20 protein-coding genes and 1 riboswitch are annotated in these 19,627 nt (G+C 72.6%); of the genes, 11 read left to right on the forward strand and 9 right to left on the reverse strand.

Going from position 1 to position 19,627, the window contains the following annotated elements:
• Window positions 1-108: 108 nt before the first annotated feature.
• Both ACWCRA_RS20445 and ACWCRA_RS20450 read right to left on the reverse strand, forming a co-directional pair.
• The gene (locus ACWCRA_RS20445; RefSeq protein ID WP_451068229.1) at window positions 109-1,284 is read right to left on the reverse strand and encodes an NAD(P)/FAD-dependent oxidoreductase; all 1,176 of its coding nucleotides are present in this window, start codon (window positions 1,282-1,284) and stop codon (window positions 109-111) included.
• A 112-nt stretch (window positions 1,285-1,396) separates the two neighbouring features.
• Window positions 1,397-1,735: a hypothetical protein gene (locus ACWCRA_RS20450; protein WP_351544515.1), complete on the reverse strand. Its 339-nt coding sequence runs from the start codon at window positions 1,733-1,735 to the stop codon at window positions 1,397-1,399.
• Between the two features lie 83 nt (window positions 1,736-1,818).
• Window positions 1,819-1,932, forward strand: a riboswitch (TPP riboswitch).
• On the opposite strand from ACWCRA_RS20450, the gene thiO reads away from it, so the two are divergent.
• The 6 genes from thiO to ACWCRA_RS20480 all read left to right on the forward strand — a co-directional run bounded on the left by thiO (window position 1,929) and on the right by ACWCRA_RS20480 (window position 7,947).
• Window positions 1,929-3,122, forward strand: a complete 1,194-nt coding sequence (gene thiO, locus ACWCRA_RS20455) for a glycine oxidase ThiO (RefSeq protein WP_451068218.1) — start codon at window positions 1,929-1,931, stop codon at window positions 3,120-3,122. Its footprint overlaps the riboswitch before it by 4 nt.
• Window positions 3,119-3,334 carry a sulfur carrier protein ThiS gene (thiS, locus tag ACWCRA_RS20460; protein WP_351544509.1) on the forward strand — a complete coding sequence of 72 codons (216 nt, stop codon included), beginning with the start codon at window positions 3,119-3,121 and terminating at the stop codon, window positions 3,332-3,334. Before thiO ends, thiS begins: the two co-directional genes overlap by 4 nt.
• A gap of 6 nt (window positions 3,335-3,340) precedes the next feature.
• Complete coding sequence (locus ACWCRA_RS20465; protein WP_451068219.1) at window positions 3,341-4,135, forward strand: thiazole synthase; 795 nt, start codon at window positions 3,341-3,343, stop codon at window positions 4,133-4,135.
• 247 nt (window positions 4,136-4,382) lie between these two features.
• Window positions 4,383-6,320, forward strand: coding sequence for a Stk1 family PASTA domain-containing Ser/Thr kinase (pknB, locus tag ACWCRA_RS20470; RefSeq protein ID WP_451068220.1), 1,938 nt, complete (start codon window positions 4,383-4,385; stop codon window positions 6,318-6,320).
• A gap of 112 nt (window positions 6,321-6,432) precedes the next feature.
• Window positions 6,433-7,287, forward strand: coding sequence for a deoxyribonuclease IV (locus ACWCRA_RS20475; protein WP_351544500.1), 855 nt, complete (start codon window positions 6,433-6,435; stop codon window positions 7,285-7,287).
• Window positions 7,288-7,362: 75 nt separating this feature from the next.
• Window positions 7,363-7,947 carry a DUF4396 domain-containing protein gene (locus tag ACWCRA_RS20480; protein ID WP_351544497.1) on the forward strand — a complete coding sequence of 195 codons (585 nt, stop codon included), beginning with the start codon at window positions 7,363-7,365 and terminating at the stop codon, window positions 7,945-7,947.
• 62 nt (window positions 7,948-8,009) lie between these two features.
• Here the strand turns inward: ACWCRA_RS20480 and ACWCRA_RS20485 are convergent, their stop codons facing one another.
• The gene (locus ACWCRA_RS20485; protein ID WP_351544494.1) at window positions 8,010-8,642 is read right to left on the reverse strand and encodes a sulfite oxidase-like oxidoreductase; all 633 of its coding nucleotides are present in this window, start codon (window positions 8,640-8,642) and stop codon (window positions 8,010-8,012) included.
• Between the two features lie 157 nt (window positions 8,643-8,799).
• Here ACWCRA_RS20485 and bfr point away from each other — a divergent pair, with 157 nt between their 5' ends.
• Window positions 8,800-9,279, forward strand: coding sequence for a bacterioferritin (gene bfr, locus ACWCRA_RS20490; protein ID WP_351544491.1), 480 nt, complete (start codon window positions 8,800-8,802; stop codon window positions 9,277-9,279).
• Window positions 9,280-9,331: 52 nt separating this feature from the next.
• Here the strand turns inward: bfr and ACWCRA_RS20495 are convergent, their stop codons facing one another.
• A complete protein-coding gene (locus ACWCRA_RS20495) occupies window positions 9,332-9,586 on the reverse strand; it encodes a (2Fe-2S)-binding protein (RefSeq protein WP_351544489.1) in 255 nt (84 codons plus the stop codon).
• A gap of 181 nt (window positions 9,587-9,767) precedes the next feature.
• A complete protein-coding gene (locus ACWCRA_RS20500; protein ID WP_351544826.1) occupies window positions 9,768-11,114 on the reverse strand; it encodes a class II 3-deoxy-7-phosphoheptulonate synthase in 1,347 nt (448 codons plus the stop codon).
• Between the two features lie 126 nt (window positions 11,115-11,240).
• Between ACWCRA_RS20500 and ACWCRA_RS20505 the strand changes: the two genes are divergently transcribed.
• Window positions 11,241-11,312 carry a trp operon leader peptide gene (locus ACWCRA_RS20505; protein WP_351544823.1) on the forward strand — a complete coding sequence of 24 codons (72 nt, stop codon included), beginning with the start codon at window positions 11,241-11,243 and terminating at the stop codon, window positions 11,310-11,312.
• Between the two features lie 124 nt (window positions 11,313-11,436).
• Window positions 11,437-13,473 carry an anthranilate synthase family protein gene (locus ACWCRA_RS20510; RefSeq protein WP_451068221.1) on the forward strand — a complete coding sequence of 679 codons (2,037 nt, stop codon included), beginning with the start codon at window positions 11,437-11,439 and terminating at the stop codon, window positions 13,471-13,473.
• A 290-nt stretch (window positions 13,474-13,763) separates the two neighbouring features.
• Here the strand turns inward: ACWCRA_RS20510 and ACWCRA_RS20515 are convergent, their stop codons facing one another.
• From ACWCRA_RS20515 to ACWCRA_RS20530, 4 genes are all read right to left on the reverse strand, one after another.
• Window positions 13,764-14,792, reverse strand: coding sequence for a 6-phosphofructokinase (locus ACWCRA_RS20515; RefSeq protein WP_351544483.1), 1,029 nt, complete (start codon window positions 14,790-14,792; stop codon window positions 13,764-13,766).
• 214 nt (window positions 14,793-15,006) lie between these two features.
• Window positions 15,007-15,660 (reverse strand): response regulator, encoded by a 654-nt coding sequence (locus ACWCRA_RS20520; RefSeq protein WP_451068230.1) that lies wholly within the window; start codon window positions 15,658-15,660, stop codon window positions 15,007-15,009.
• 119 nt (window positions 15,661-15,779) lie between these two features.
• Complete coding sequence (macS, locus tag ACWCRA_RS20525) at window positions 15,780-17,000, reverse strand: MacS family sensor histidine kinase (protein WP_451068231.1); 1,221 nt, start codon at window positions 16,998-17,000, stop codon at window positions 15,780-15,782.
• Window positions 17,001-17,066: 66 nt separating this feature from the next.
• Entirely contained in the window at window positions 17,067-17,933 is an 867-nt protein-coding gene (locus tag ACWCRA_RS20530; RefSeq protein ID WP_451068232.1) for a lysophospholipid acyltransferase family protein, read from the reverse strand.
• A gap of 232 nt (window positions 17,934-18,165) precedes the next feature.
• Between ACWCRA_RS20530 and ACWCRA_RS20535 the strand changes: the two genes are divergently transcribed.
• Both ACWCRA_RS20535 and ACWCRA_RS20540 read left to right on the forward strand, forming a co-directional pair.
• Window positions 18,166-18,945, forward strand: coding sequence for an alpha/beta hydrolase (locus ACWCRA_RS20535; RefSeq protein ID WP_351544477.1), 780 nt, complete (start codon window positions 18,166-18,168; stop codon window positions 18,943-18,945).
• Window positions 18,938-19,522 (forward strand): hypothetical protein, encoded by a 585-nt coding sequence (locus ACWCRA_RS20540; protein ID WP_351544474.1) that lies wholly within the window; start codon window positions 18,938-18,940, stop codon window positions 19,520-19,522. Before ACWCRA_RS20535 ends, ACWCRA_RS20540 begins: the two co-directional genes overlap by 8 nt.
• Window positions 19,523-19,627 lie beyond the last annotated feature (105 nt).

Genomic DNA, 19,627 nt, shown 5'->3' on the forward strand with positions numbered 1-19,627 from the left:
CCATCTGGGACTGACAGCCGGTAGCCAGCCCCCGGGCCATCCGCTGAAGGCGAACCACCTTTTTAACATTATGGCTGGTCAGAGCGGTGCATCTCGGTCATGACCGGATCAGACGGACGCGCCCTTCAGGGGTACGGAGGGGTCGGTGGCCCGCTCCCGGTCCAGCCGGGCGCCCGACAGGAGGAGCTTGCGGCCCTGGGCGAGGTCCCGTGGGCGGTCCACGGCGAGCAGTGCGGTGAGGGCGCCGTCGCGCAGCCAGAGCACCGTCCAGCCGGTGTCGTCGGGGCCGCCCCGCCACCACGTGGTGTCGGCGCCGGTGTGGTCGCCCGCGTACTGGACGAAGCGGCCGAACTGCTCGGACCAGAAGTAGGGCACCGGGTCGTAGCGGAGCGGCGGCTCCCCCCGCCCGGCGGCCAGCACGTTCGCGGCGACGGTCCGCGGGCCCTGGAGGGCGTTGTCCCAGTGGTGGACGAGCAGCCGCCGGCCGTAGCGGGCGGAGGGGAAGGAGGCGCAGTCCCCGACGGCGTACACATCGGGGCGGGAGGTGCGCAGATGGCTGTCGGCGGTGATCGCGCCGTCGGGGCCGGTCTCGATCCCGGAGCCGGCGAGCCAGCCGGTGGCGGGCCTGGCGCCGATGCCGACGACCACCGCGCCCGCCGGGAGCCTCCGCCCGTCCGCGAGGACGACGGTGCCCGGCTCGATCCCCGCCACCCGGGCGCCGGTGATCAGCGTGACCCCGTGCTCCGCGTACCAGCCGGCCATCGGGGCGGCGACCTCGGCGGGCAGGGCGCCCGCGAGAGGCCGCCCGGCGGCCTCCACCACGGTGACCGCGCACCCCGCGCCCCGGGCGGCGGTGGCGAACTCCGCCCCGATCCAGCCCGCGCCGACGACCACGATGTCGTGCCGGGCGGTGAGGACGGGCCGCAGCCGGGCGGCGTCGTCCAGGGTGCGCAGCAGATGGACCCCGGGGACCGCGCCGGTGCCCGGCAGGGTGAGGGGCTCGGCGCCGGTGGCGATGACCAGGGTGTCGTACGGGACGGCTCCGGCCTCGGTGTCCAGCTCGTGCGCCCCGGGCCGTACGCCGGTGACGGCGCAGCCGAGCCGCAGCTCGATGCCGAGTGTCTCGAAGTCCACATCGAACGCCGAGCCCTCGGCCGTGCCGAGCAGGACCGCCTTGGAGAGCGGCGGCCTGTCGTAGGGCTGGTGGGGTTCGGCTCCGATCAGGGTGACCGGTCCGGTGAATCCCTGATCGCGCAGGGCGACGGCGGTCTGCACCCCGGCCATGCCCGCGCCGGCCACGACCACGCGCCCCGCCCGCCGCTCACCGCTCCGCTCGCTCACGCGCCAACCTTACGCAGCCGGTGATCCCCGCGAACAGGAGGCGTCCGCCCCGCCGTCACCGCACCTGCTCCACCACGCTCGTCCCGCTGCCCGCCCGGGACTCCCACTCCCAGGTCTCCGTCATCCGCAGCCTGCCGTCGGCGAGCGGGGAGACGGTCGAGACGCAGTGCCCCGACGAGGTGGCGCCGTCGGCCGTGAGCTGTACGTAGCGGAAGTCGACGCGGTCGCCCTCCCGGGTGCCCACCAGCCGGCCCAGGACCACATCGCCGCCCTCGTACTCGGCCCAGATCCGGCCGTCCCGCTCGTGGTAGAGAAAGCGGGTGCCGGTGCCCACCTGTCCGGGGGCCTGATCCGCGACCGGCGCGAAGACCAGTCCGTCGAGCGACCTCGTCACTGCCGTGCTCCCTCTGCCTCGGTGTCCGGCCGGTGCCCACGCGCCTTACTGCGCGTTGGGCGCTGGGGTTAGGGTGGCCACCGTAAAGCACTCGCGGGAGCCCGGACGCACCGGGCTGAGAGGGAGGCTGGACGGCCTCCGACCGTACGAACCTGATCCGGGTCATGCCGGCGAAGGGAGGAGCCGACCGTCCATGCCACAGATCTCTGTCACACGGACCGCGACGGACCGACCACCGGTGCCGGACGTCCTGGTCATCGGGGGCGGAATCATCGGCCTCGCCACGGCCTGGCGGGCCGCCCAACGGGGGCTGAGCGTCACCGTCGCGGACCCGCGCCCCGGCCGGGGGGCCGCCAGGGTCGCCGCCGGGATGCTCGCCGCCGTCACCGAACTCCACTACGGCGAACAGACCCTGCTCGGCCTCAACCTCGAATCCGCCCGCCGCTACCCCGGTTTCGCCGCCGAGCTGGAGGAGGCGTCCGGACGGGACATCGGCTATCGCGCCTGCGGCACCCTCGCCGTGGCCCTCGACGCCGACGACCGGGCGCATCTGCGCGAGCTGCACGCCCTGCACCTGCGGTCGGGGCTGGAGTCCCAGTGGCTGAGCGGCCGTGAGTGCCGTCGGCTCGAACCGATGCTGGCCCCCGGTGTGCGCGGCGGGCTGCGGGTGGACGGCGACCACCAGGTCGATCCCCGGCGGCTCGCCGGCGCCCTGGTGACGGCCTGTGAGCGCGCGGGGGTGGCCTTCCACCTCGGCTGGGCCGAGCGGCTCTCGGTGGCGGGCGGGCGGGCCACCGGAGCCGTGCTCGACAACGGGACCGCCGTGGACGCCGGGCAGGTGGTGCTCGCCGGGGGCAGTCTGAGCGGCCGTCTCGGCGGGGTCCCGGAGGATGTGCTTCCTCCGGTCCGCCCGGTGAAGGGCCAGGTGCTGCGGCTGACCGTGCCACCGTCCCATGCCCCCTTCCTGTCCCGGACCGTCCGGGCCGTGGTGCGGGGCAGCCAGGTCTATCTGGTGCCGCGCGAGAGCGGTGAGCTGGTCATCGGCGCCACCAGCGAGGAGCTGGGGTGGGACACCACCGTCACCGCCGGCGGGGTGTACGAACTGCTGCGGGACGCCCATGAGCTGGTCCCGGGCATCACCGAGCTCCCGCTGACCGAGACCCGCGCCGGGCTGCGCCCCTGCTCGCCCGACAACGCGCCCCTGCTCGGCCCGACGGCCCTGCCGGGCCTGCTGCTGGCCACCGGCCACCACCGCAACGGCGTGCTGCTGGCGCCGGTCACCGGCGATGTGCTGGCGACCGCGCTGAGCACCGGCGTACTGCCGGAGGAAGCCCGCCCCTTCACTCCCCGCCGCTTCTCCCCCCTCTCCCAGGAGCAGCCCGTATGAGTACTGTGCCCGTCGCCGTCTCCGTCAACGGCGAACGGCGTGAACTCGCCACCGGAACCACGCTGGACACCCTGATCGCGCAGCTCACCAGCGCCGGGGCCGGGGTGGCCGCCGCCGTCAACGAGACGGTGGTCCCGCGCAGCCGCTGGGCCCACACCCCGCTCGGCGACGGCGACCGGGTGGAAGTCCTCACCGCCGTCCAGGGAGGCTGAGGCGCGATGTCGGACGACCGGCTCACCCTCGGGCCCGCCACCTTCGGCTCCCGGCTGATCATGGGCACGGGCGGGGCGCCCAGCCTCCAGGTCCTGGAGTGCTCCCTCGTCGCCAGCGGCACCGAACTCACCACGGTCGCCATGCGCCGTCTCGACCCGACCGTCCAGGGTTCCGTCCTGTCCGTCCTGGAGAAGCTCGGTATCCAGGTGCTGCCCAACACGGCGGGCTGCTTCACGGCGGGGGAGGCGGTGCTCACCGCCCGGCTGGCCCGGGAGGCGCTGGGCACCTCGTGGATCAAGCTGGAGGTCGTCGCCGACGAGCGGACCCTGCTGCCCGACCCGATCGAGCTGCTCGACGCGGCCGAGATCCTGGTGGACGACGGCTTCACCGTCCTCCCGTACACCAATGACGATCCGGTCCTCGCCCGGAAGCTGGAGGATGTGGGCTGCGCGGCGATCATGCCGCTCGGCTCCCCCATCGGCTCCGGGCTCGGCATCCGCAACCCGCACAACTTCCGGCTGATCGTCGAGGGGGCGGGGGTGCCGGTGATCCTCGACGCGGGCGCGGGCACGGCGTCCGACGCGGCGTTCGCCATGGAGCTGGGGTGCGCGGCGGTGATGCTGGCGTCGGCCGTCACCCGGGCCCAGGAGCCGGAGCTGATGGCTCGGGCGATGCGGCACGCCGTCGAGGCCGGCCGGCTGGCGCACCGCGCGGGCCGGATTCCGCGCCGCCACTTCGCCGAGGCGTCGTCCCCGGTCGACGGCATGGCGGCGCTGGACCCGGAGCGCCCGGCCTTCTGAGCCCGGCCGCGCGCCCGGCTGTACGGGCCCGGCCGCGCGGACCCGCCTCCGCCCCCGGCGATACGGACCCGGCCGCACGGGCCGGCCCGCGTCCCGGCCGCACGGGTTCCGGCCGCACGGGTTCCGGCCGCGCCCCGGGGCGGTACGGGTCCGGGGTGGGCGCCCGGGCTGTCACAGCTCGGCCCCAGTACCGCCCGCCGCACCCCGCCGGACCGGGGGTGTCGGTGGCGGCTCGTAGAATCGCGGGGTGGATACGACCCTCCAGGACCCTCTCGTCGGGCAGGTGCTCGACGGCCGCTACCGCGTCGACGCGCGCATCGCCGTCGGCGGTATGGCCACGGTCTACCGGGCCGTCGACACCCGGCTCGACCGCGAGCTGGCGCTCAAGGTGATGCATCCGGACCTCGCCGGGGATGCCGCGTTCGTGGAGCGCTTCATCCGTGAGGCCAGGTCGGTGGCGCGGCTCGCCCACCCCAATGTGGTGGGTGTCTTCGACCAGGGCGCCGAGGGCGCCTATGTCTATCTGGCCATGGAGTACATCGCCGGCTGCACCCTGCGCGACGTGCTGCGCGAGCGCGGCGCGCTGCGCCCCAGGGCCGCGCTGGACATCCTGGAGCCGGTGCTCGCCGCACTCGGCGCCGCGCACCGGGCGGGCTTCGTCCACCGGGACATCAAGCCGGAGAACGTCCTCATAGGGGACGACGGCCGGGTGAAGGTCGCCGACTTCGGCCTGGTGCGGGCCGTCGGCTCGGTCACCAGCACCACCGGCGCCGTGCTGGGCACGGTCTCCTATCTGGCGCCCGAGCAGATCGAGGACGGCGCCTCCGACACCCGCAGCGATGTGTACGCGTGCGGGGTGGTCCTGTACGAGATGCTGACGGGCGCCAAGCCGCACTCCGGGGACACCCCCGCCCAGGTGATCTACCGCCATCTGAACGAGGACGTGCCGGCGCCCTCCGCGTCCGCCCCCGGCCTGGCCCCGGAGCTGGACGCGCTGGTGGCCGGCGCGACCGCGCGGGACGCCGGGGCCCGCCCGTACGACGCCGTGGAGCTGCTGGCCCGCGCCCGCGAGGCCCGGGCGGCGCTCGGTGACGAACAGCTCGACCTGGTGCCGCCGGGCGCCCGCGAGCCGGACGACCCCCCGGCGCCCGCCACCGGCGAGGAGCGTACGGATGTCATCGCGCGGGCCCTCCCCCGGGAGGAGCCCGGGGTCAGCCGCACCGCCCGGCTCTCCCTGACACCGGCGGCACCGGCGCCGCCCGCGCGCCGAGGCGCCCGGTCCTGGCGGCTCACCCTGTCCCGGCGGGGTGTTCTCGCGATCGTGGCCGCGGTCCTGGTGGTGCTCGGCGGCGGAATCGGTGTCTGGTACATCAATTCCGGGCAGTTCACCCGGGTCCCCGCCCTGATCGGCAAGACCGAGAGCGACGCCCGCCGGGAGCTGGAGAGCGCCGGTCTCGATGTGCGGACGGTGCGGGAGGAGTTCAGCGAGACCTTCGACCGGGGCGCGGTCATCACCAGCGACCCGGCCACCAGCGAGCGCATCCGGGGCAACGGCTCGGTGACGCTGGTCGTCTCGCGCGGCCCGGAGGTGATCCGGGTGCCCTCGGTGAAGGGCGAGCCGCTCGCGGAGGCGGAGCGCCGGCTCAAGGAGGCCGGTCTCGCGCCCGGCGCGGTCTCCCGGGAGTTCAGCGAGACGGTGCCGCAGGGCTCGGTCGTCCGCACCGACCCGGAGGCGGGCGCCCGGCGCAGCCCGGACTCGGGAGTGGCCGTGGTGGTCAGCAAGGGCGCCCCGATCGAGGTGCCCGGGGTGACCGGCGATTCCGTGGCGGAGGCGACCGAGGAACTGGAGGGCGCCGGATTCACGGTGGAGATCGCCTCCGGGCGGGTCCACTCACCGAAGGACGAGGGCACCGTGGCCCGGCAGTCCGCGGCCCGGGGCGCCAGGCTGGCCGCCGGCGACACGGTCACCCTCACCGTCTCCAAGGGCCCGCGCATGGTCACCGTCCCCGAGGTGACCGGCGACAGCGAGGACGAGGCCAGGAGCGCGCTGGAGTCGGCGGGCTTCGAGGTCAGGGTGGAGAAGAGCTTCCCCTACCTCGGCGACACCGTCGAGAGCCAGTCACCGGGGGCCGGGGACCGGGCACCCGAGGGCAGTACGGTCACCGTCCGTCTCCAGGGGCTGTGAGCGCCGCCGCTCGCTCCCTCCGCCCCGGGACACCCCCGGACATCAGCGTTCCGGCGCCTCCCGTTCCTCCGGGGGCGCCCCCGCACACCAGCGAAGGACTGACGAGACAGCTATGCGCAATCCGGTCGGCGGACATGTGCCCGTGGCGGGCGGCCTCGCCACCACGGGCCTCGGTTACGCCCGTGAGCTGGCGGCGGAGACCCTCCAGGTCTTCGTGGCCAATCCCCGCGGCTGGGCGACGCCTCCGGGCAACCCGGCCCAGGACGAGGCGTTCCGCACCGGATGCGCCGAGGCGGGGCTGTCCGTGTATGTCCACGCCCCCTATCTGATCAACTTCGGCTCGCACACCGAGGCGACCGCCGAGCGGTCCGTGGAGTCCCTGCGCCACTCGCTGCGCCGGGGCCGGGAGATCGGTGCGCGGGGTGTGGTCGTCCACACCGGTTCGGCGACCGGGGGCCGCTCCCGGGAGGTGGCGCTCGCCCAGGCGCGCGAGCTGATGCTGCCGCTGCTGGACGAGCTGACCCATGACGACGATCCCCGGCTGCTGCTGGAGTCCACGGCCGGGCAGGGCGCTTCGCTCTGCTCGCGGGCGGAGGACTTCGGGCCGTACTTCGAGGCGCTCGACGCCCACCCCGCGCTGGGCATCTGTCTGGACACCTGCCACATCCACGCCGCCGGGCACGACCTCGCGGCTCCGCGCGGCGTGACCGAGACCCTCGATCTGCTGGTGCGGACCGTCGGCGAGGGGCGGCTGAAACTGATCCACGCCAATGACTCCAAGGAGCCGGCCGGTGCGCACAAGGACCGGCACGCCAGTATCGGCGCGGGCCATATCGGCGCCGAGCCCTTCCGGGAGCTGCTGCGCCATCCGGCCACCGAGGGGGTGCCGCTGATCATCGAGACGCCCGGCGGCAAGGAGGGCCACACGGCGGATGTGGCCCTGCTCAAGACGCTCCGGGAGCGGTGAACCTGGCGAGGTACCCTAGGGGGGTATAGAGTCTCCCTGTCGGCGCACCCGCACACCTGACCCTGGGGACCCCTCATGGACCACGGAGCCCACTCCCGCCCCACGGACCACGGGCACGACGGCCACGACCGGCACAACGGCCGCGACGGCCGCGACGGCCACCGTCGGCCCGAGGGCCCCGGACAGCGGGCGGACCACGCGCGGCATCAGCACCCGGGGAACGGCGGAGCCAGTTGGGGCATGGCCGTCCGGGCGACCCTGCACTGCCTCGTCGGCTGCGCCATCGGCGAGGTTCTCGGCATGGCGATCGGCACCGCGCTCGGCTGGCACAACGTGCCCACGATGGCCCTGGCGATCTTCCTCGCCTTTGTCTTCGGCTACTCGTTCACCATGGTCACCATCCTGCGGGCGGGCATCGGCTTCCGGACCGCCGTGAAGATCGCACTCGCCGCCGACACCCTCTCCATCACCGTCATGGAGATCACCGACAACAGCGTGCTCGCCCTCTGGCCGGGCGCGCTGCACGCGGAGCTGTCGGACGCCCTGTTCTGGTACGCCCTGGCCATCGCCTTCGCGGTCGCCTTCGTCATCACCACTCCGGTGAACAAGTGGCTGATCGGCCGGGGCAGGGGGCACGCGGTGATGCACCGGTTCCACTGACCCTCCACCGGCCCGGCGCCGCTCCGGCTCCGCCGGCCCCGCCGTGAGCCCGGGACGCCGGGCTACAGCTCCGGGCCGTCCCCCGGCTCCTCCTGGTACGAGTAGCGCTGCTCCCGCCAGGGGTCCCCCAGATTGTGGTAGCCGCGCTCCTCCCAGAAACCCCGGCGGTCCGCCGTCATGTATTCCACACCCCGGACCCATTTGGGCCCTTTCCAGGCATAGAGCTGGGGCACGACAAGGCGCAGCGGAAAGCCGTGTTCGGCGGTGAGCAGTTCACCGTCCTTATGCGTGGCGAAAATCGCCCGCTCGGCGGTGAAATCGGAGAGCCTCATATTGGCGCTGAACCCGTACTCGGCCCAGACCATGACATGTGTGACATGGGGTGCCGGCGGCGCCAGCTCGACGATCGCACGGGTGGACACACCACCCCATTCGGCCCCCAGCATGCTGAACTTCGTCACGCAGTGCAGATCGGCGACGACCGTCGAGAACGGAAGCGCCGAGAACTCCTCGTGATTCCAGCAGTGCTTGTCGCCGTCCGCCGTGGCACCGAAGACCCTGAACTCCCAGCGGTCGGGTTTGAACTTCGGAACGGGCCCGTAATGGGTGACCGGCCAGCCGCGCTGCAATCTCTGGCCCGGCGGAAGCGCGGACTCCTCCGGTGCGCGGTAATCCCGGTTCTCCGGCTGACCCATGCCTCAATGGTGACAGACCGGGAGGGGTGGTCATGACCAGGTCTGAGCCGATTCGGGCAACTACTACTAAGGAGGCACTTACTGGACGGCTCCCGATGGCGATGCGAGGATGCGCGGACCTGCCCCCGAGGCCATACGCGTGGAAGGAGCACCCGCGATGCAGGGCGACCCCGAGGTCATCGAGTTTCTGAATGAGCAGCTGACCGGCGAGCTGACCGCTATCAACCAGTACTGGCTCCATTACCGTATCCAGGAGAACAAGGGCTGGACGAAGCTGGCCGCATACACACGTGCCGAGTCCATTGACGAGATGAAGCACGCGGATGTCCTGACGGAACGCATTCTCTTCCTGGACGGGCTGCCGAACTACCAGCGGCTGTTCCATGTGCGGGTCGGCCAGACGGTCACCGAGATGTTCCAGGCCGACCGGCAGGTCGAAGTGGAGGCGATCGACCGCCTCAAGCGCGGGATCGATGTGATGCGGGCCAAGGGCGATGTCACATCGGCCAATATCTTCGAGTCGATCCTGGAGGACGAGGAGCACCACATCGACTATCTCGACACCCAGCTGGAGCTGATCGAGTCCCTCGGCGAGCCCCTCTATCTGGCACAGCAGATCGAGCAGCCGAGCAGCTGAGCCCGCCGGGCCCACCCGCACACGGCGCGCCGCCGCGCCGCCTTGAGACGACCTAGGCGGCCTCGTCCAGCGCGACGGCGTCCGCGACACCGGACGCCAGCGCGGGGCGGCCCCGGTCGAGAAGCTCGCGCCGGGGACACGCACCCCGGCCGAGAATGGACTGAATCCTGCGCACACACGATCCGCAGTCCGTGCCCGCCTTGGAGGCGGAGGCGATCTGGCGGGGCGTGCAGGCACCGGCGTCCGCGTGCTCCTTCACCTGCTGCTCGGTGATACCGAAGCAAGAGCAGACGTACACGCGGTTCACCTCCCGGGGGACTGTCGGTCGCGCCCCCGCCGATCTTCGGTGAGGCTAACCTAACCTTACCCGTCCCGGTGGCGGCGTAAAAGCAGTCGGACGCACGGTGGGGCGCGGATCACATGAATCCGCGCCCCACTGCCGCTCTCCGGAAGATCAACCGGCCCGTCGGTTCAACGGGCCGGCCGGATCACTGGTCGCGGTACATCTCGGCGACCAGGAACGCCAGGTCCAGCGACTGGCTCCGGTTCAGCCGGGGGTCGCAGGCCGTCTCGTAGCGCTGGTGGAGATCGTCGACGAAGATCTCATCGCCGCCGCCCACGCACTCCGTGACATCGTCGCCGGTCAGCTCGACATGGATGCCGCCCGGGTGGGTGCCGAGGGCCTTGTGGACCTCGAAGAAGCCCTTGACCTCGTCGAGCACGTCGTCGAAGCGGCGGGTCTTGTGGCCGGAGGCCGCCTCGAAGGTGTTGCCGTGCATCGGGTCGGTGACCCAGGCCACGGCCGCGCCGGAGGCGGTGACCTTCTCGACCAGCTCGGGGAGCTTGTCGCGGACCTTGTCGGCGCCCATGCGGACGACGAAGGTCAGCCGGCCCGGCTCGCGCTCGGGGTCGAGCCGGTCGATGTAGGTCAGCGCCTCGTCGACGGTGCTCGTCGGGCCGAGCTTGATCCCGATCGGGTTGCGAATCCTCGACGCGAACTCGATGTGCGCGCCGTCCAGCTGCCGGGTGCGCTCACCGATCCAGACCATGTGGCCCGAGACGTCGTAGAGCTGTCCGGTGCGGGAGTCGGTGCGGGTGAGCGCCGACTCGTAGTCCAGCAGCAGCGCCTCGTGGGAGGCGTAGAACTCGACCGTGCGGAACTCCGCCGGGTCGGTGCCGCACGCCTCCATGAAGTTCAGCGCGTTGTCGATCTCGCGCGCGAGCTGCTCGTACCGCTGGCCGGAGGGCGAGGACTTCACGAAGTCCTGGTTCCAGGCGTGCACCTGGCGCAGATCGGCGTAGCCGCCGGTGGTGAAGGCGCGGACCAGGTTGAGCGTCGCCGCGGAGGCGTTGTACATCCGCTTCAGCCGCTGCGGGTCCGGAATCCGGGCCGCCTCGGTGAACTCGAATCCATTGACGGAGTCGCCCCGGTACGTGGGGAGGGTCACACCGTCACGGGTCTCGGTGGGCTTGGAGCGGGGCTTGGAGTACTGACCGGCGATCCGGCCGACCTTGACCACCGGCACCGATGCCGCGTAGGTGAGGACCGCGCCCATCTGGAGCAGGGTCTTGAGCTTCGCCCGGATGTCCTCGGCGCCCACGGCCTCGAAGGACTCGGCGCAGTCGCCGCCCTGGAGCAGGAACGCCTCGCCCCTGGCGACGGCTCCCAGACGGGCGCGCAGCTGGTCGCACTCGCCCGCGAAGACGAGTGGCGGATAGCTTTCGAGCTCGGCGATCACATCGCGCAGAGCCTCGGCATCCGGGTACTCGGGCTGCTGCGCCGCGGGCAGGTCTCGCCAGGTGTTGCCACCAGCGGGGGTGGTCTTAGCGTTCACGGTCACACCGCCCACAGTACGTGGTCACACCGTGCACACCTCAAGCCGCCCAGTAAATGAGACACCCATTCCACCGTCCTGTGACTCCGCCCACGGTCCGCACCGGGCTGGGGTAGGGTTCCCGGCATGTTCGCGCACCGAGACCAGACGCTTCCGAACCGGAACTGGTGGTGGACCGCTCATCCGGCGGCCCACTGACTGCGCGTACCCGATCCGTACCGCGAAGGCCGCCCGAGGGGCGGCCTTTGGTGTATCCGCAGGGAAACCGGCCGTTCCTCCCCCGCCCCACCGCACGGTGGGACCACCGGAAGGAACACATCCGATGCCGCTTCACCCCGACACCTCCCCCGCTCCCGGAGCGGTCCTCGCCCGGCTGCTCGCCGGCGATGGCCCCTTCGCCCTGCTGCGCCGGCGCACCCCCGGCCACGACGAGGACACCGTGGAGGTGCTCACCGGCCCGGTCGTGGAGTGCGCGACGCTCGCCGAGATCCCGGCCGGCCGGACTCCGGCGCTGGCCCTGATCCCCTTCCGCCAGATCAGGGAGCGCGGTTTCGACGTCCGCGACGACGGCACCCCGCTGAGCGTGCTGCTCGCCGAGGAGTCGGCGGCCCTGCCTCTCGCGGGGATGGTGGCCGCGCTGCCCGCCCATGCCGTACGGGTCGAGGGCGGGGCGTTCGACGTGGGGGACGAGGAGTACGCGGAGACCGTCCGCCGGGTCGTCACGGAGGAGATCGGCCGGGGCGAGGGCGCGAACTTCGTCATCCGGCGGACCTTCACCGGCACGATCCCCGGTTTCGGGCGGGCCGACGCGCTGGCCCTGTTCCGGCGGCTGCTGACCGGTGAGCGCGGCGCGTACTGGACCTTTGTCGTCCACACCGGGGAGCGCACCCTGGTGGGCGCCAGCCCCGAGGCGCATGTCCGGATGAGCGGCGGGACGGTCGTGATGAATCCGATCAGCGGCACCTTCCGCTATCCGCCCGGGGGCCCGAGCACCGAGGCGCTGCTGCGTTTCCTCGACGACCCCAAGGAGCGGGACGAGCTCTCCATGGTCGTGGACGAGGAGCTGAAGATGATGTGCACGGTCGGCGACATGGGCGGGGTGGTGGTCGGGCCCCGGCTCAAGGAGATGGCGCATCTCGCGCACACCGAGTACGAGCTGCGCGGCCGGTCCTCGCTCGATGTGCGGGAGGTGCTGCGGGAGACGATGTTCGCGGCGACCGTCACCGGCTCCCCGGTGCAGAACGCGTGCCGGGTCATCGAGCGCCACGAGACGGGCGGGCGCGGCTACTACGCGGGGGCGCTGGCCCTGATCGGCCGGGACGCGGGCGGCGGGCAGACCCTGGACTCCCCCATTCTGATCCGCACCGCCGACATCGACGCCGGGGGCGGGCTGAAGGTGCCGGTGGGCGCCACGCTGGTGCGCCACTCGGACCCGGCGGGCGAGGTCGCCGAGACCCATGCCAAGGCGGCGGGGGTGCTGGCGGCGCTGGGCGTGCGCCCGGGGGCGGCGCGCGGGTCCGGGGGGTACGCGGGTCTGGCGGCCGACCCCCGGGTGCGGGCGGCGCTGGACGGGCGCCGGGCCTCGCTCGCGCCGTTCTGGCTGCGGATGCGGGAGGGCGGCGGCGAGACCCGGGGGCAGGTGCTGGTGATCGACGCCGAGGACACCTTCACCTCGATGCTGGCGCATCTGCTGCGGTCGGCGGGGCCCTCGGTGTCGGTGCGGCGGTTCGACGAGCCGGGCCTGCGGGAGGCGGCGCTGGCACACCCGGGTCCCGTGGTGCTCGGCCCGGGACCGGGCGATCCGGCGGACGGGGCGGACGCCCGGATGCGGGCGCTGCGCTCGCTCACGGCGGAGCTGCTGGCCGGTCACCGGCACGGAGTGCTGGGGGTGTGTCTGGGGCATGAGCTGATCGCCGCCGGGCTGGGGCTGGACGTGGTGCGGAAGAAGATCCCGTACCAGGGGACGCAGGAGCGGATCGACTTCTTCGGGCGGACGGAGACGGTGGGCTTCTACAACAGCTTCACCGCGCGCTGCGGCGCGGAGGAGGCGGCGGAGCTGGCGGCCCGGGGAGTGGAGACGGCGCGCGATCCGGCGAGCGGGGAGGTGCACGCGCTGCGGGCGGCGGGCTTCGCCTCGGTGCAGTTCCACCCGGAGTCGGTGCTGACGCTGGACGGCCCCCGGGTGGTGGCGGAGCTGCTGGCGGGGCTGCCAGGAGCCGCGGCTGTGCCCGCTGCGCCCGCTGTGCCCGCGCTGTCCGCTGTGCCTGCCGCGGCGGCGGAGGGCGCGCCGGCCGCTGGGGCAGCGGGAGCCCCCGGGGCCGTGGGGGGCGAGCGGCCGGGCCGCGTGCCGCGGCCGTGACCGGGCGGCGGCGGCTCCGGCCGGGGCCGTGACCAGGCGGTGGGTGCGCCCGGGGGGGCCGGGCCCCGGGTGGCCCGCACGGTGCGGGTCCCCCGTGGCGCGGGGTCCGTCCCCGGCCCCGGGGGGGCTGAACCGCCCGCCTCGCCGGGGCACCACCGGGGCGTACGCGGCGCGGGCGCGGGCGCGCCCGGCCGACCGGGCGGGGTCCGGATACGGGTGTCCGGACCCGGTCCGGGCGGCTCCACCGGGTCCGGGCCGGTCCGGTCAGGGCCGGTCCGGTGCGGTGGCCGTCAGCCGAAGAACACCCCGGCCTCCGCGTACAGCCGGGGGTCCACCGTCTTGAGCCTGGCGGTGGCGTCGGCGATCGGGACCCGCACGATGTCCGTGCCCTGGAGGGCGACCATCTTGCCGAAGTCGCCGTCCCTGACCGCGTCGATGGCGTGCAGCCCGAAGCGCGTGGCCAGCCAGCGGTCGAAGGCACTCGGGGTGCCGCCGCGCTGGACATGGCCGAGCACCGTGGTCCTGGCCTCCTTGCCGGTGCGCCGCTCGATCTCCTTCGCCAGCCACTCGCCCACGCCGGAGAGCCGTACATGGCCGAAGGAGTCGAGGGTTCCGTCCTTGAGCACGGCGTCGCCGTCCTGCGGCATCGCTCCCTCCGCGACCACGACGATCGGCGCGTACGTCGCCCGGAACCGGGAGGTCACCCAGGCGCAGACCTGGTCGAGATCGAAGCGCTGCTCGGGGATGAGGATGACATTGGCGCCGCCGGCGAGCCCCGAGTGGAGGGCGATCCAGCCCGCGTGGCGGCCCATCACCTCCACGACCAGGACCCGCATATGGGACTCGGCGGTGGTGTGCAGCCGGTCGATGGCCTCGGTGGCGATCGAGACGGCGGTGTCGAAGCCGAAGGTGTAGTCGGTGGCGGACAGGTCGTTGTCGATGGTCTTGGGGACGCCGACACAGCTGACGCCGTACTCGTCGTGGAGCCGGGCGGCGACCCCGAGGGTGTCCTCGCCGCCGATCGCGATCAGCGCGTCGACCTCCGCCTTGGCGAGGTTGTCCTTGATGCGGCGGATGCCGTTCTCCGCCTTGAGGGGGTTGGTGCGCGAAGACCCGAGAATGGTGCCGCCGCGGGGCAGAATGCCGCGTACAGCCGGAATGTCGAGCGGAATCGTGTCGGCTTCGAGGGGGCCGCGCCATCCGTCGCGGTAGCCGATGAACTCGTACCCGTACTCCTGAACACCCTTGCGGACGGCTCCGCGGATGACAGCGTTGAGACCGGGGCAGTCGCCGCCTCCGGTCAGTACTCCGACGCGCATGGATACTCCCTTCGCCTGAGTGAGCCCTGTGGAGCGCCACGCTAATGGTGATCCACGTCACTCCGGGATGGGAGGGAAGGTCAATTTCTGTCCGGGACGCGGTGTTTGCGGCCTCGGAGCCGCCCCGGACCAGTCCTGGAGCGGTTCCGGGCGCCGCCGGGAATTCAGCAGAACGGGGGACGACACGAGACGCCCTCTACACCCGAAGGAGTGATCAGGCGTCGATGTCGTCCAGTCCGCGCTCAATCGCATAGCGCACCAATTCCACGCGGTTGTGGAGCTGGAGCTTGCCCAGGGTGTTCTGTACATGGTTCTGCACGGTGCGGTGGGAGATCACCAGCCGCTCGGCGATCTGTTTGTACGAGAGCCCCTTGGCCACCAGCCGCAGCACCTCGGTCTCCCGGTCGGTCAGCCGAGGGGCGTTGGGCTCACCGGCCCCGGGGGACGGAGCGGGCTCGGACGCCAGTCTGCGGTACTCGCCGAGGACGAGGCCGGCCAGGCCCGGGGTGAAGACCGCGTCCCCGACCGCGGTGCGGCGCACGGCGTCGACCAGTTCCTCCGTACTCGCGGACTTGAGGAGATAGCCGGTGGCACCCGACTTCACCGCCTCCAGCACATCCGCGTGCTCACCGCTCGCGGAGAGCACCAGCACCCTCAGCCCGGGCAGCGAGCCGACCAGTTCCTTGCAGACCCGCACTCCGGGCAGCTCGGGGAGGTTGAGATCGAGGACGAGGACCTCCGGGACGGCGGCCTGGGCGCGGCGCACCGCCTGCCGGCCGTCGCCCGCCGTCGCCACCACGTCGAAACCGGCGGCGGCGAGGTCGCGGGCGACCGCGTCCCGCCACATCGGGTGGTCGTCGACGACCATCACCCTCACCGGCCGCCGGTCCGCCCGGCCCGCCCGGCCCTCCCGGCCCTCCCGGCCCTCCCGGTCCGCCGGGCCCGTCCGCTCCATCCGGTCCGTCATCTTCCGTCCGCCTTCCCCCGTCAAACCTGTGCTGTCCCTGATTCCTGTGATCCCCGCGCCCGGTGTGCCGCACCCGGTGTCCGGGGCACCTTCAGCTCGACCTCCGTGCCCTGGCCCGGCACCGAGATCAGCTCGGCGGTGCCGCCCAGATCCCGCAGCCGGCCCCGGATCGAGAGCGCGACCCCGAGCCGCCCCTCGCCCTCCGCCTGGGCGAGCCGGCCCTCGGGGATGCCGGGCCCGTCGTCCCGGACCGTGACGATCACCTCGTCCGGCCAGTCCTCGACCAGAATCCAGGCGCGGGCGCCCTCCCCCGCGTGCCGTCCCACATTGTCCAGGGCGGCACCGACAGCGGCGGCCAGTTCGCGTGCCGCGGCGGACGGCAGGGTGACCGGAGCGCCGGGCTCCGAGAAGGTGACAGCGGGGCCCGCGTACGGGGCGAGCAGCGACCTCAGATCGCGGTCGCCGTCCCCGCCGTCCCCGCTCCCGGCGGGGTCCGCCGGGACAGCCCGTGCCGGGGTGTCGCCCGGAACGCGGGTGGCGGGCACCAGACCGCTGGAGACCAGGGTGCGCAGGGCGATCTCCTGCTCCCCCGCCATCCGCCCCAGCTCGGCCGCCTCGCCGCCGATCGCGGTGCCGCGCCGCTGCACCATCGCCAGCACCTGGAGGACGCTGTCGTGGATGTCGCGGGCGAGCCGCTCCCGCTCCCGGGTGGCGGCCTCGATCTCCAGGGCCCGGGCGAGGGTGCGCTCGGAGGCGCGGGCGACCTCGACCACATAGCCGATCGCGATGGAGGCGACCCAGACCAGCAGCACATTGTGGAAGGTGTCCCGGCTGGGCTCACCGCGCTCGACGATATTGGCGACGGCGACAAAGGAGGAGGCGAAGCCCGCCCAGCGCCAGCCGCCCTTGAGCGCGAACGCGAGCACGGAGCCGGCGGTCCATATCGACGGCAGCGTCGGCCCGTCGACCTGCTGCGCGTGGGTGTCGGCGAGCGGGGTGAGGAGAATGCCGGTGAGCGCGACGGTCAGATCGGCGCCGAGGAACCGCTTGGTGCACCGGTCGGCGCTGAACACCCTGGGCAGGGTGGCCAGCGTCCATACGACCATCACCGCGAGAAATCCGGCGGCGACCCAGGGGCGCTCGAACCTCTCCCGTTCGAAGACGAAGAGCAGTACCGCGTACCCCATGGTCAGGACGCGATAGCCGGTCAGGGCGCGCCACAGCGGCAGCTCCACCGACATCCGTACGACCCGCTCGCGCTTGGCCGGATTCCCCACGTCTTCCCCCCAGGAACGAACGCGTCTCGGCTAGGCGGCCGGGCGGTTCGTCGACTCCGTGCCGTCCGCCGCTCCGCCGTCCTCGGCGCCGGCGTCCTGCTCAGCCCGCGCCTCGGCCTTCTCCGCCTCGGCCTTCTCCGCCTCGGCTCTCTCCGCCTCGGCTCTCTCCGCCTCGGCTCTCTCCGCCTCGGCCTTCTCGACCTTCGCGGCGGCCTTCGCCGCCTTCTCCTCCTCGGCCAGCTGGCGCTTGGCGACCGTGGCGTAGATGTCCACGTACTCCTGGCCGGAGAGCTTCATGATCTCGTACATGACCTCGTCGGTCACCGAGCGGAGGATGTACCGGTCCTCCTCCATGCCGTGGTAACGGCTGAAGTCGAGCGGCTTGCCGATCCGGATGCCCGGCCGCATCAGCTTGGGGATGACCTTGCCGGGGGGCTGGATCTTCTCGGTGTCGATCATGGCGATCGGGATGACCGGGGCTCCGGTGGCCAGCGCGACCCGGGCGAGCCCGCCGGGCTTGCCCCGGTAGAGGCGGCCGTCCGGGGAGCGGGTGCCCTCCGGGTAGATGCCGAAGAGGCCGCCGCCCCGCACGACCTCGATCCCCGCCTTGATCGCCGCCTCGGCCGCGCCGCGCGCGCCCGAGCGGTCCACGGGGAGCTGCCCCACGCCCTTGAAGAAGGCGGCGGTGAGCCTGCCCTTGACCCCGGGCGAGGTGAAGTACTCCGCCTTGGCGACGAAGGTGACCTTCCGGTCGAGCACCGCGGGGAGGAAGAAGGAGTCGGAGAACGAGAGGTGGTTGCTCGCGAGGATCGCCGGCCCGTCGACGGGAACGTTCTCCAGACCCTCCACCCAGGGCCTGAAGGCAAGCTTGAGCGAGCCTCCCAGGGAGAACTTCATTGCGCCGTAGATCAACTCGAATGCCTCCTATTGCTGTCGAACAGACCTTAACCCGAGGTGACCGGGTATCTCCGCGCCGGAGGGCCAGTGGATCTGGTCGGTGTCAGTCCGGTCGCGTACGGTGAATACACCCTCGGAGCTGTGCGACCCCGCCACAGAAACGCCCGCCACGGACACCCCCGACACGGCAGTCCACGCCGCGGGCGTCCCAGCCACAGAACAGGAGACCCCGGTGCCGGTCCTTCCCGGAGCCGAGCCGTTCCGCCACGAGGGCGGAGAGGTCGGCGTCCTTCTCTGTCACGGATTCACCGGATCTCCTCAGTCGCTGCGCCCCTGGGCCGACTATCTGGCCGAGCGCGGGCTGACCGTCTCGCTGCCGCTGCTCCCCGGGCACGGCACCCGCTGGCAGGACCTGCGGATCACCGGCTGGCAGGACTGGTACGCGGAGGTGGACCGGGAGCTGCGGGAGCTGAGCGCGCGGTGCTCCCAGGTCTTCGTCCTCGGGCTCTCCATGGGAGGCGCGCTGACCCTGCGGCTGGCCGCGAGACACGGGGACGCGGTGCGCGGGATCGTGGTGGTGAACCCGGCCAACAAGGTGCACGGGATCACCGCGGCGGCGCTGCCGGTGCTGCGGCACTTCGTCCGCTCCACCGCGGGGGTGGCCGACGACATCGCCAAGCCGGGCGCCCACGAGGTGGGATACGACCGGGTGCCGCTGCACGCGGCGAACTCCCTGCGGGATTTCCTGCGCGTGGTCGACCGCGAGCTGCCCCGGGTGACCCAGCCGATGCTGCTGCTGCACAGTCCGCGCGACCATGTGGTGCCGCCGGTGGACTCGGCGCGCATCCTCGGCCGGGTCTCCTCCACGGATGTCCGGGAGGTCCTCCTGGAACACAGCTACCACGTCGCGACGTTGGACCTCGATGCGGAGCGGATTTTCGAGGAGAGTCACGCGTTCATCGGCCGGTTCGCTCCAAGTGTCGGGACGAAGGGGAGCACCGCCGGTGGCTGAGCAGCATGACGCGGACCGTGAGCCGCAGCCCATTGACGAAGAGGCCGCCTGGGCCGCGATCGTCGCGGGGTACGGCGAGGAGCCGGCGGACCCGCCGGGGGCCAAGCCGTTCAAGTCCGTGGAGGACCTCGCCAAGCTCGAAGGCGGGGTCGAGATCAACGAGACCCCGAGAGCGAGAGCCGAGCCCCCGGAGCCGGAGCCGGAGTCCGACGAGGACCGTCCGGCGCTCGGCAGCTCGATCACCTTCGCCCCCGGGGTCGGCGGCGCCGGCCCGCGTGACTACCAGGTCGCCGCGCCCAAGGACGACGACCTGGACGAGAGCGACGAGGGCCACTTCGTCCCGCCGGAGCCGCCCCCGCTGCCCGAGGCGGATGTGACGGCGAAGTTCGCCTGGCTGGCGGTGATCGGCGGGCCGGTGCTGATGCTGATCGCGGTGCTCTTCCGCTGGGAGATGACCTGGTGGCTGACGACGCTCTGCATCGGCGGCTTCCTGGGCGGGTTCGCCACGCTGGTGGCGCGGATGTCCAGCGGGGACGACGAGGAGAACGACGACCCGGGGCGGGGAGCCGTGGTGTGAGGCTCCGCTGGGGAGTTTCTTTCGGATCGGGCCGGATCGGTGAGCGGGGTCCGGTGCCGTGGATCGCGAGGCGGAGGAGGGAGCCCACGCGGAGCGTCGGCGACC

The sequence above is a fragment of the Streptomyces sp. NPDC001889 genome (assembly GCF_053594535.1).

Bases quoted from the DNA above. Each gene is read 5' to 3' on its own strand.
- ACWCRA_RS20445 (WP_451068229.1), bottom strand. From the start codon at position 1,284: ATGGCCGGGGTGCAGACCGCCGTCGCCCTGCGCGATCAGGGATTCACC.
- thiO (WP_451068218.1), top strand. From the start codon at position 1,929: ATGCCACAGATCTCTGTCACACGGACCGCGACGGACCGACCACCGGTG.
- thiS (WP_351544509.1), top strand. From the start codon at position 3,119: ATGAGTACTGTGCCCGTCGCCGTCTCCGTCAACGGCGAACGGCGTGAA.
- ACWCRA_RS20465 (WP_451068219.1), top strand. From the start codon at position 3,341: ATGTCGGACGACCGGCTCACCCTCGGGCCCGCCACCTTCGGCTCCCGG.
- ACWCRA_RS20475 (WP_351544500.1), top strand. From the start codon at position 6,433: ATGCGCAATCCGGTCGGCGGACATGTGCCCGTGGCGGGCGGCCTCGCC.
- ACWCRA_RS20480 (WP_351544497.1), top strand. From the start codon at position 7,363: ATGGACCACGGAGCCCACTCCCGCCCCACGGACCACGGGCACGACGGC.
- ACWCRA_RS20485 (WP_351544494.1), bottom strand. From the start codon at position 8,642: ATGGGTCAGCCGGAGAACCGGGATTACCGCGCACCGGAGGAGTCCGCG.
- bfr (WP_351544491.1), top strand. From the start codon at position 8,800: ATGCAGGGCGACCCCGAGGTCATCGAGTTTCTGAATGAGCAGCTGACC.
- ACWCRA_RS20510 (WP_451068221.1), top strand. From the start codon at position 11,437: ATGCCGCTTCACCCCGACACCTCCCCCGCTCCCGGAGCGGTCCTCGCC.
- ACWCRA_RS20515 (WP_351544483.1), bottom strand. From the start codon at position 14,792: ATGCGCGTCGGAGTACTGACCGGAGGCGGCGACTGCCCCGGTCTCAAC.
- ACWCRA_RS20520 (WP_451068230.1), bottom strand. From the start codon at position 15,660: ATGGTCGTCGACGACCACCCGATGTGGCGGGACGCGGTCGCCCGCGAC.
- macS (WP_451068231.1), bottom strand. From the start codon at position 17,000: ATGTCGGTGGAGCTGCCGCTGTGGCGCGCCCTGACCGGCTATCGCGTC.
- ACWCRA_RS20530 (WP_451068232.1), bottom strand. From the start codon at position 17,933: ATGAAGTTCTCCCTGGGAGGCTCGCTCAAGCTTGCCTTCAGGCCCTGG.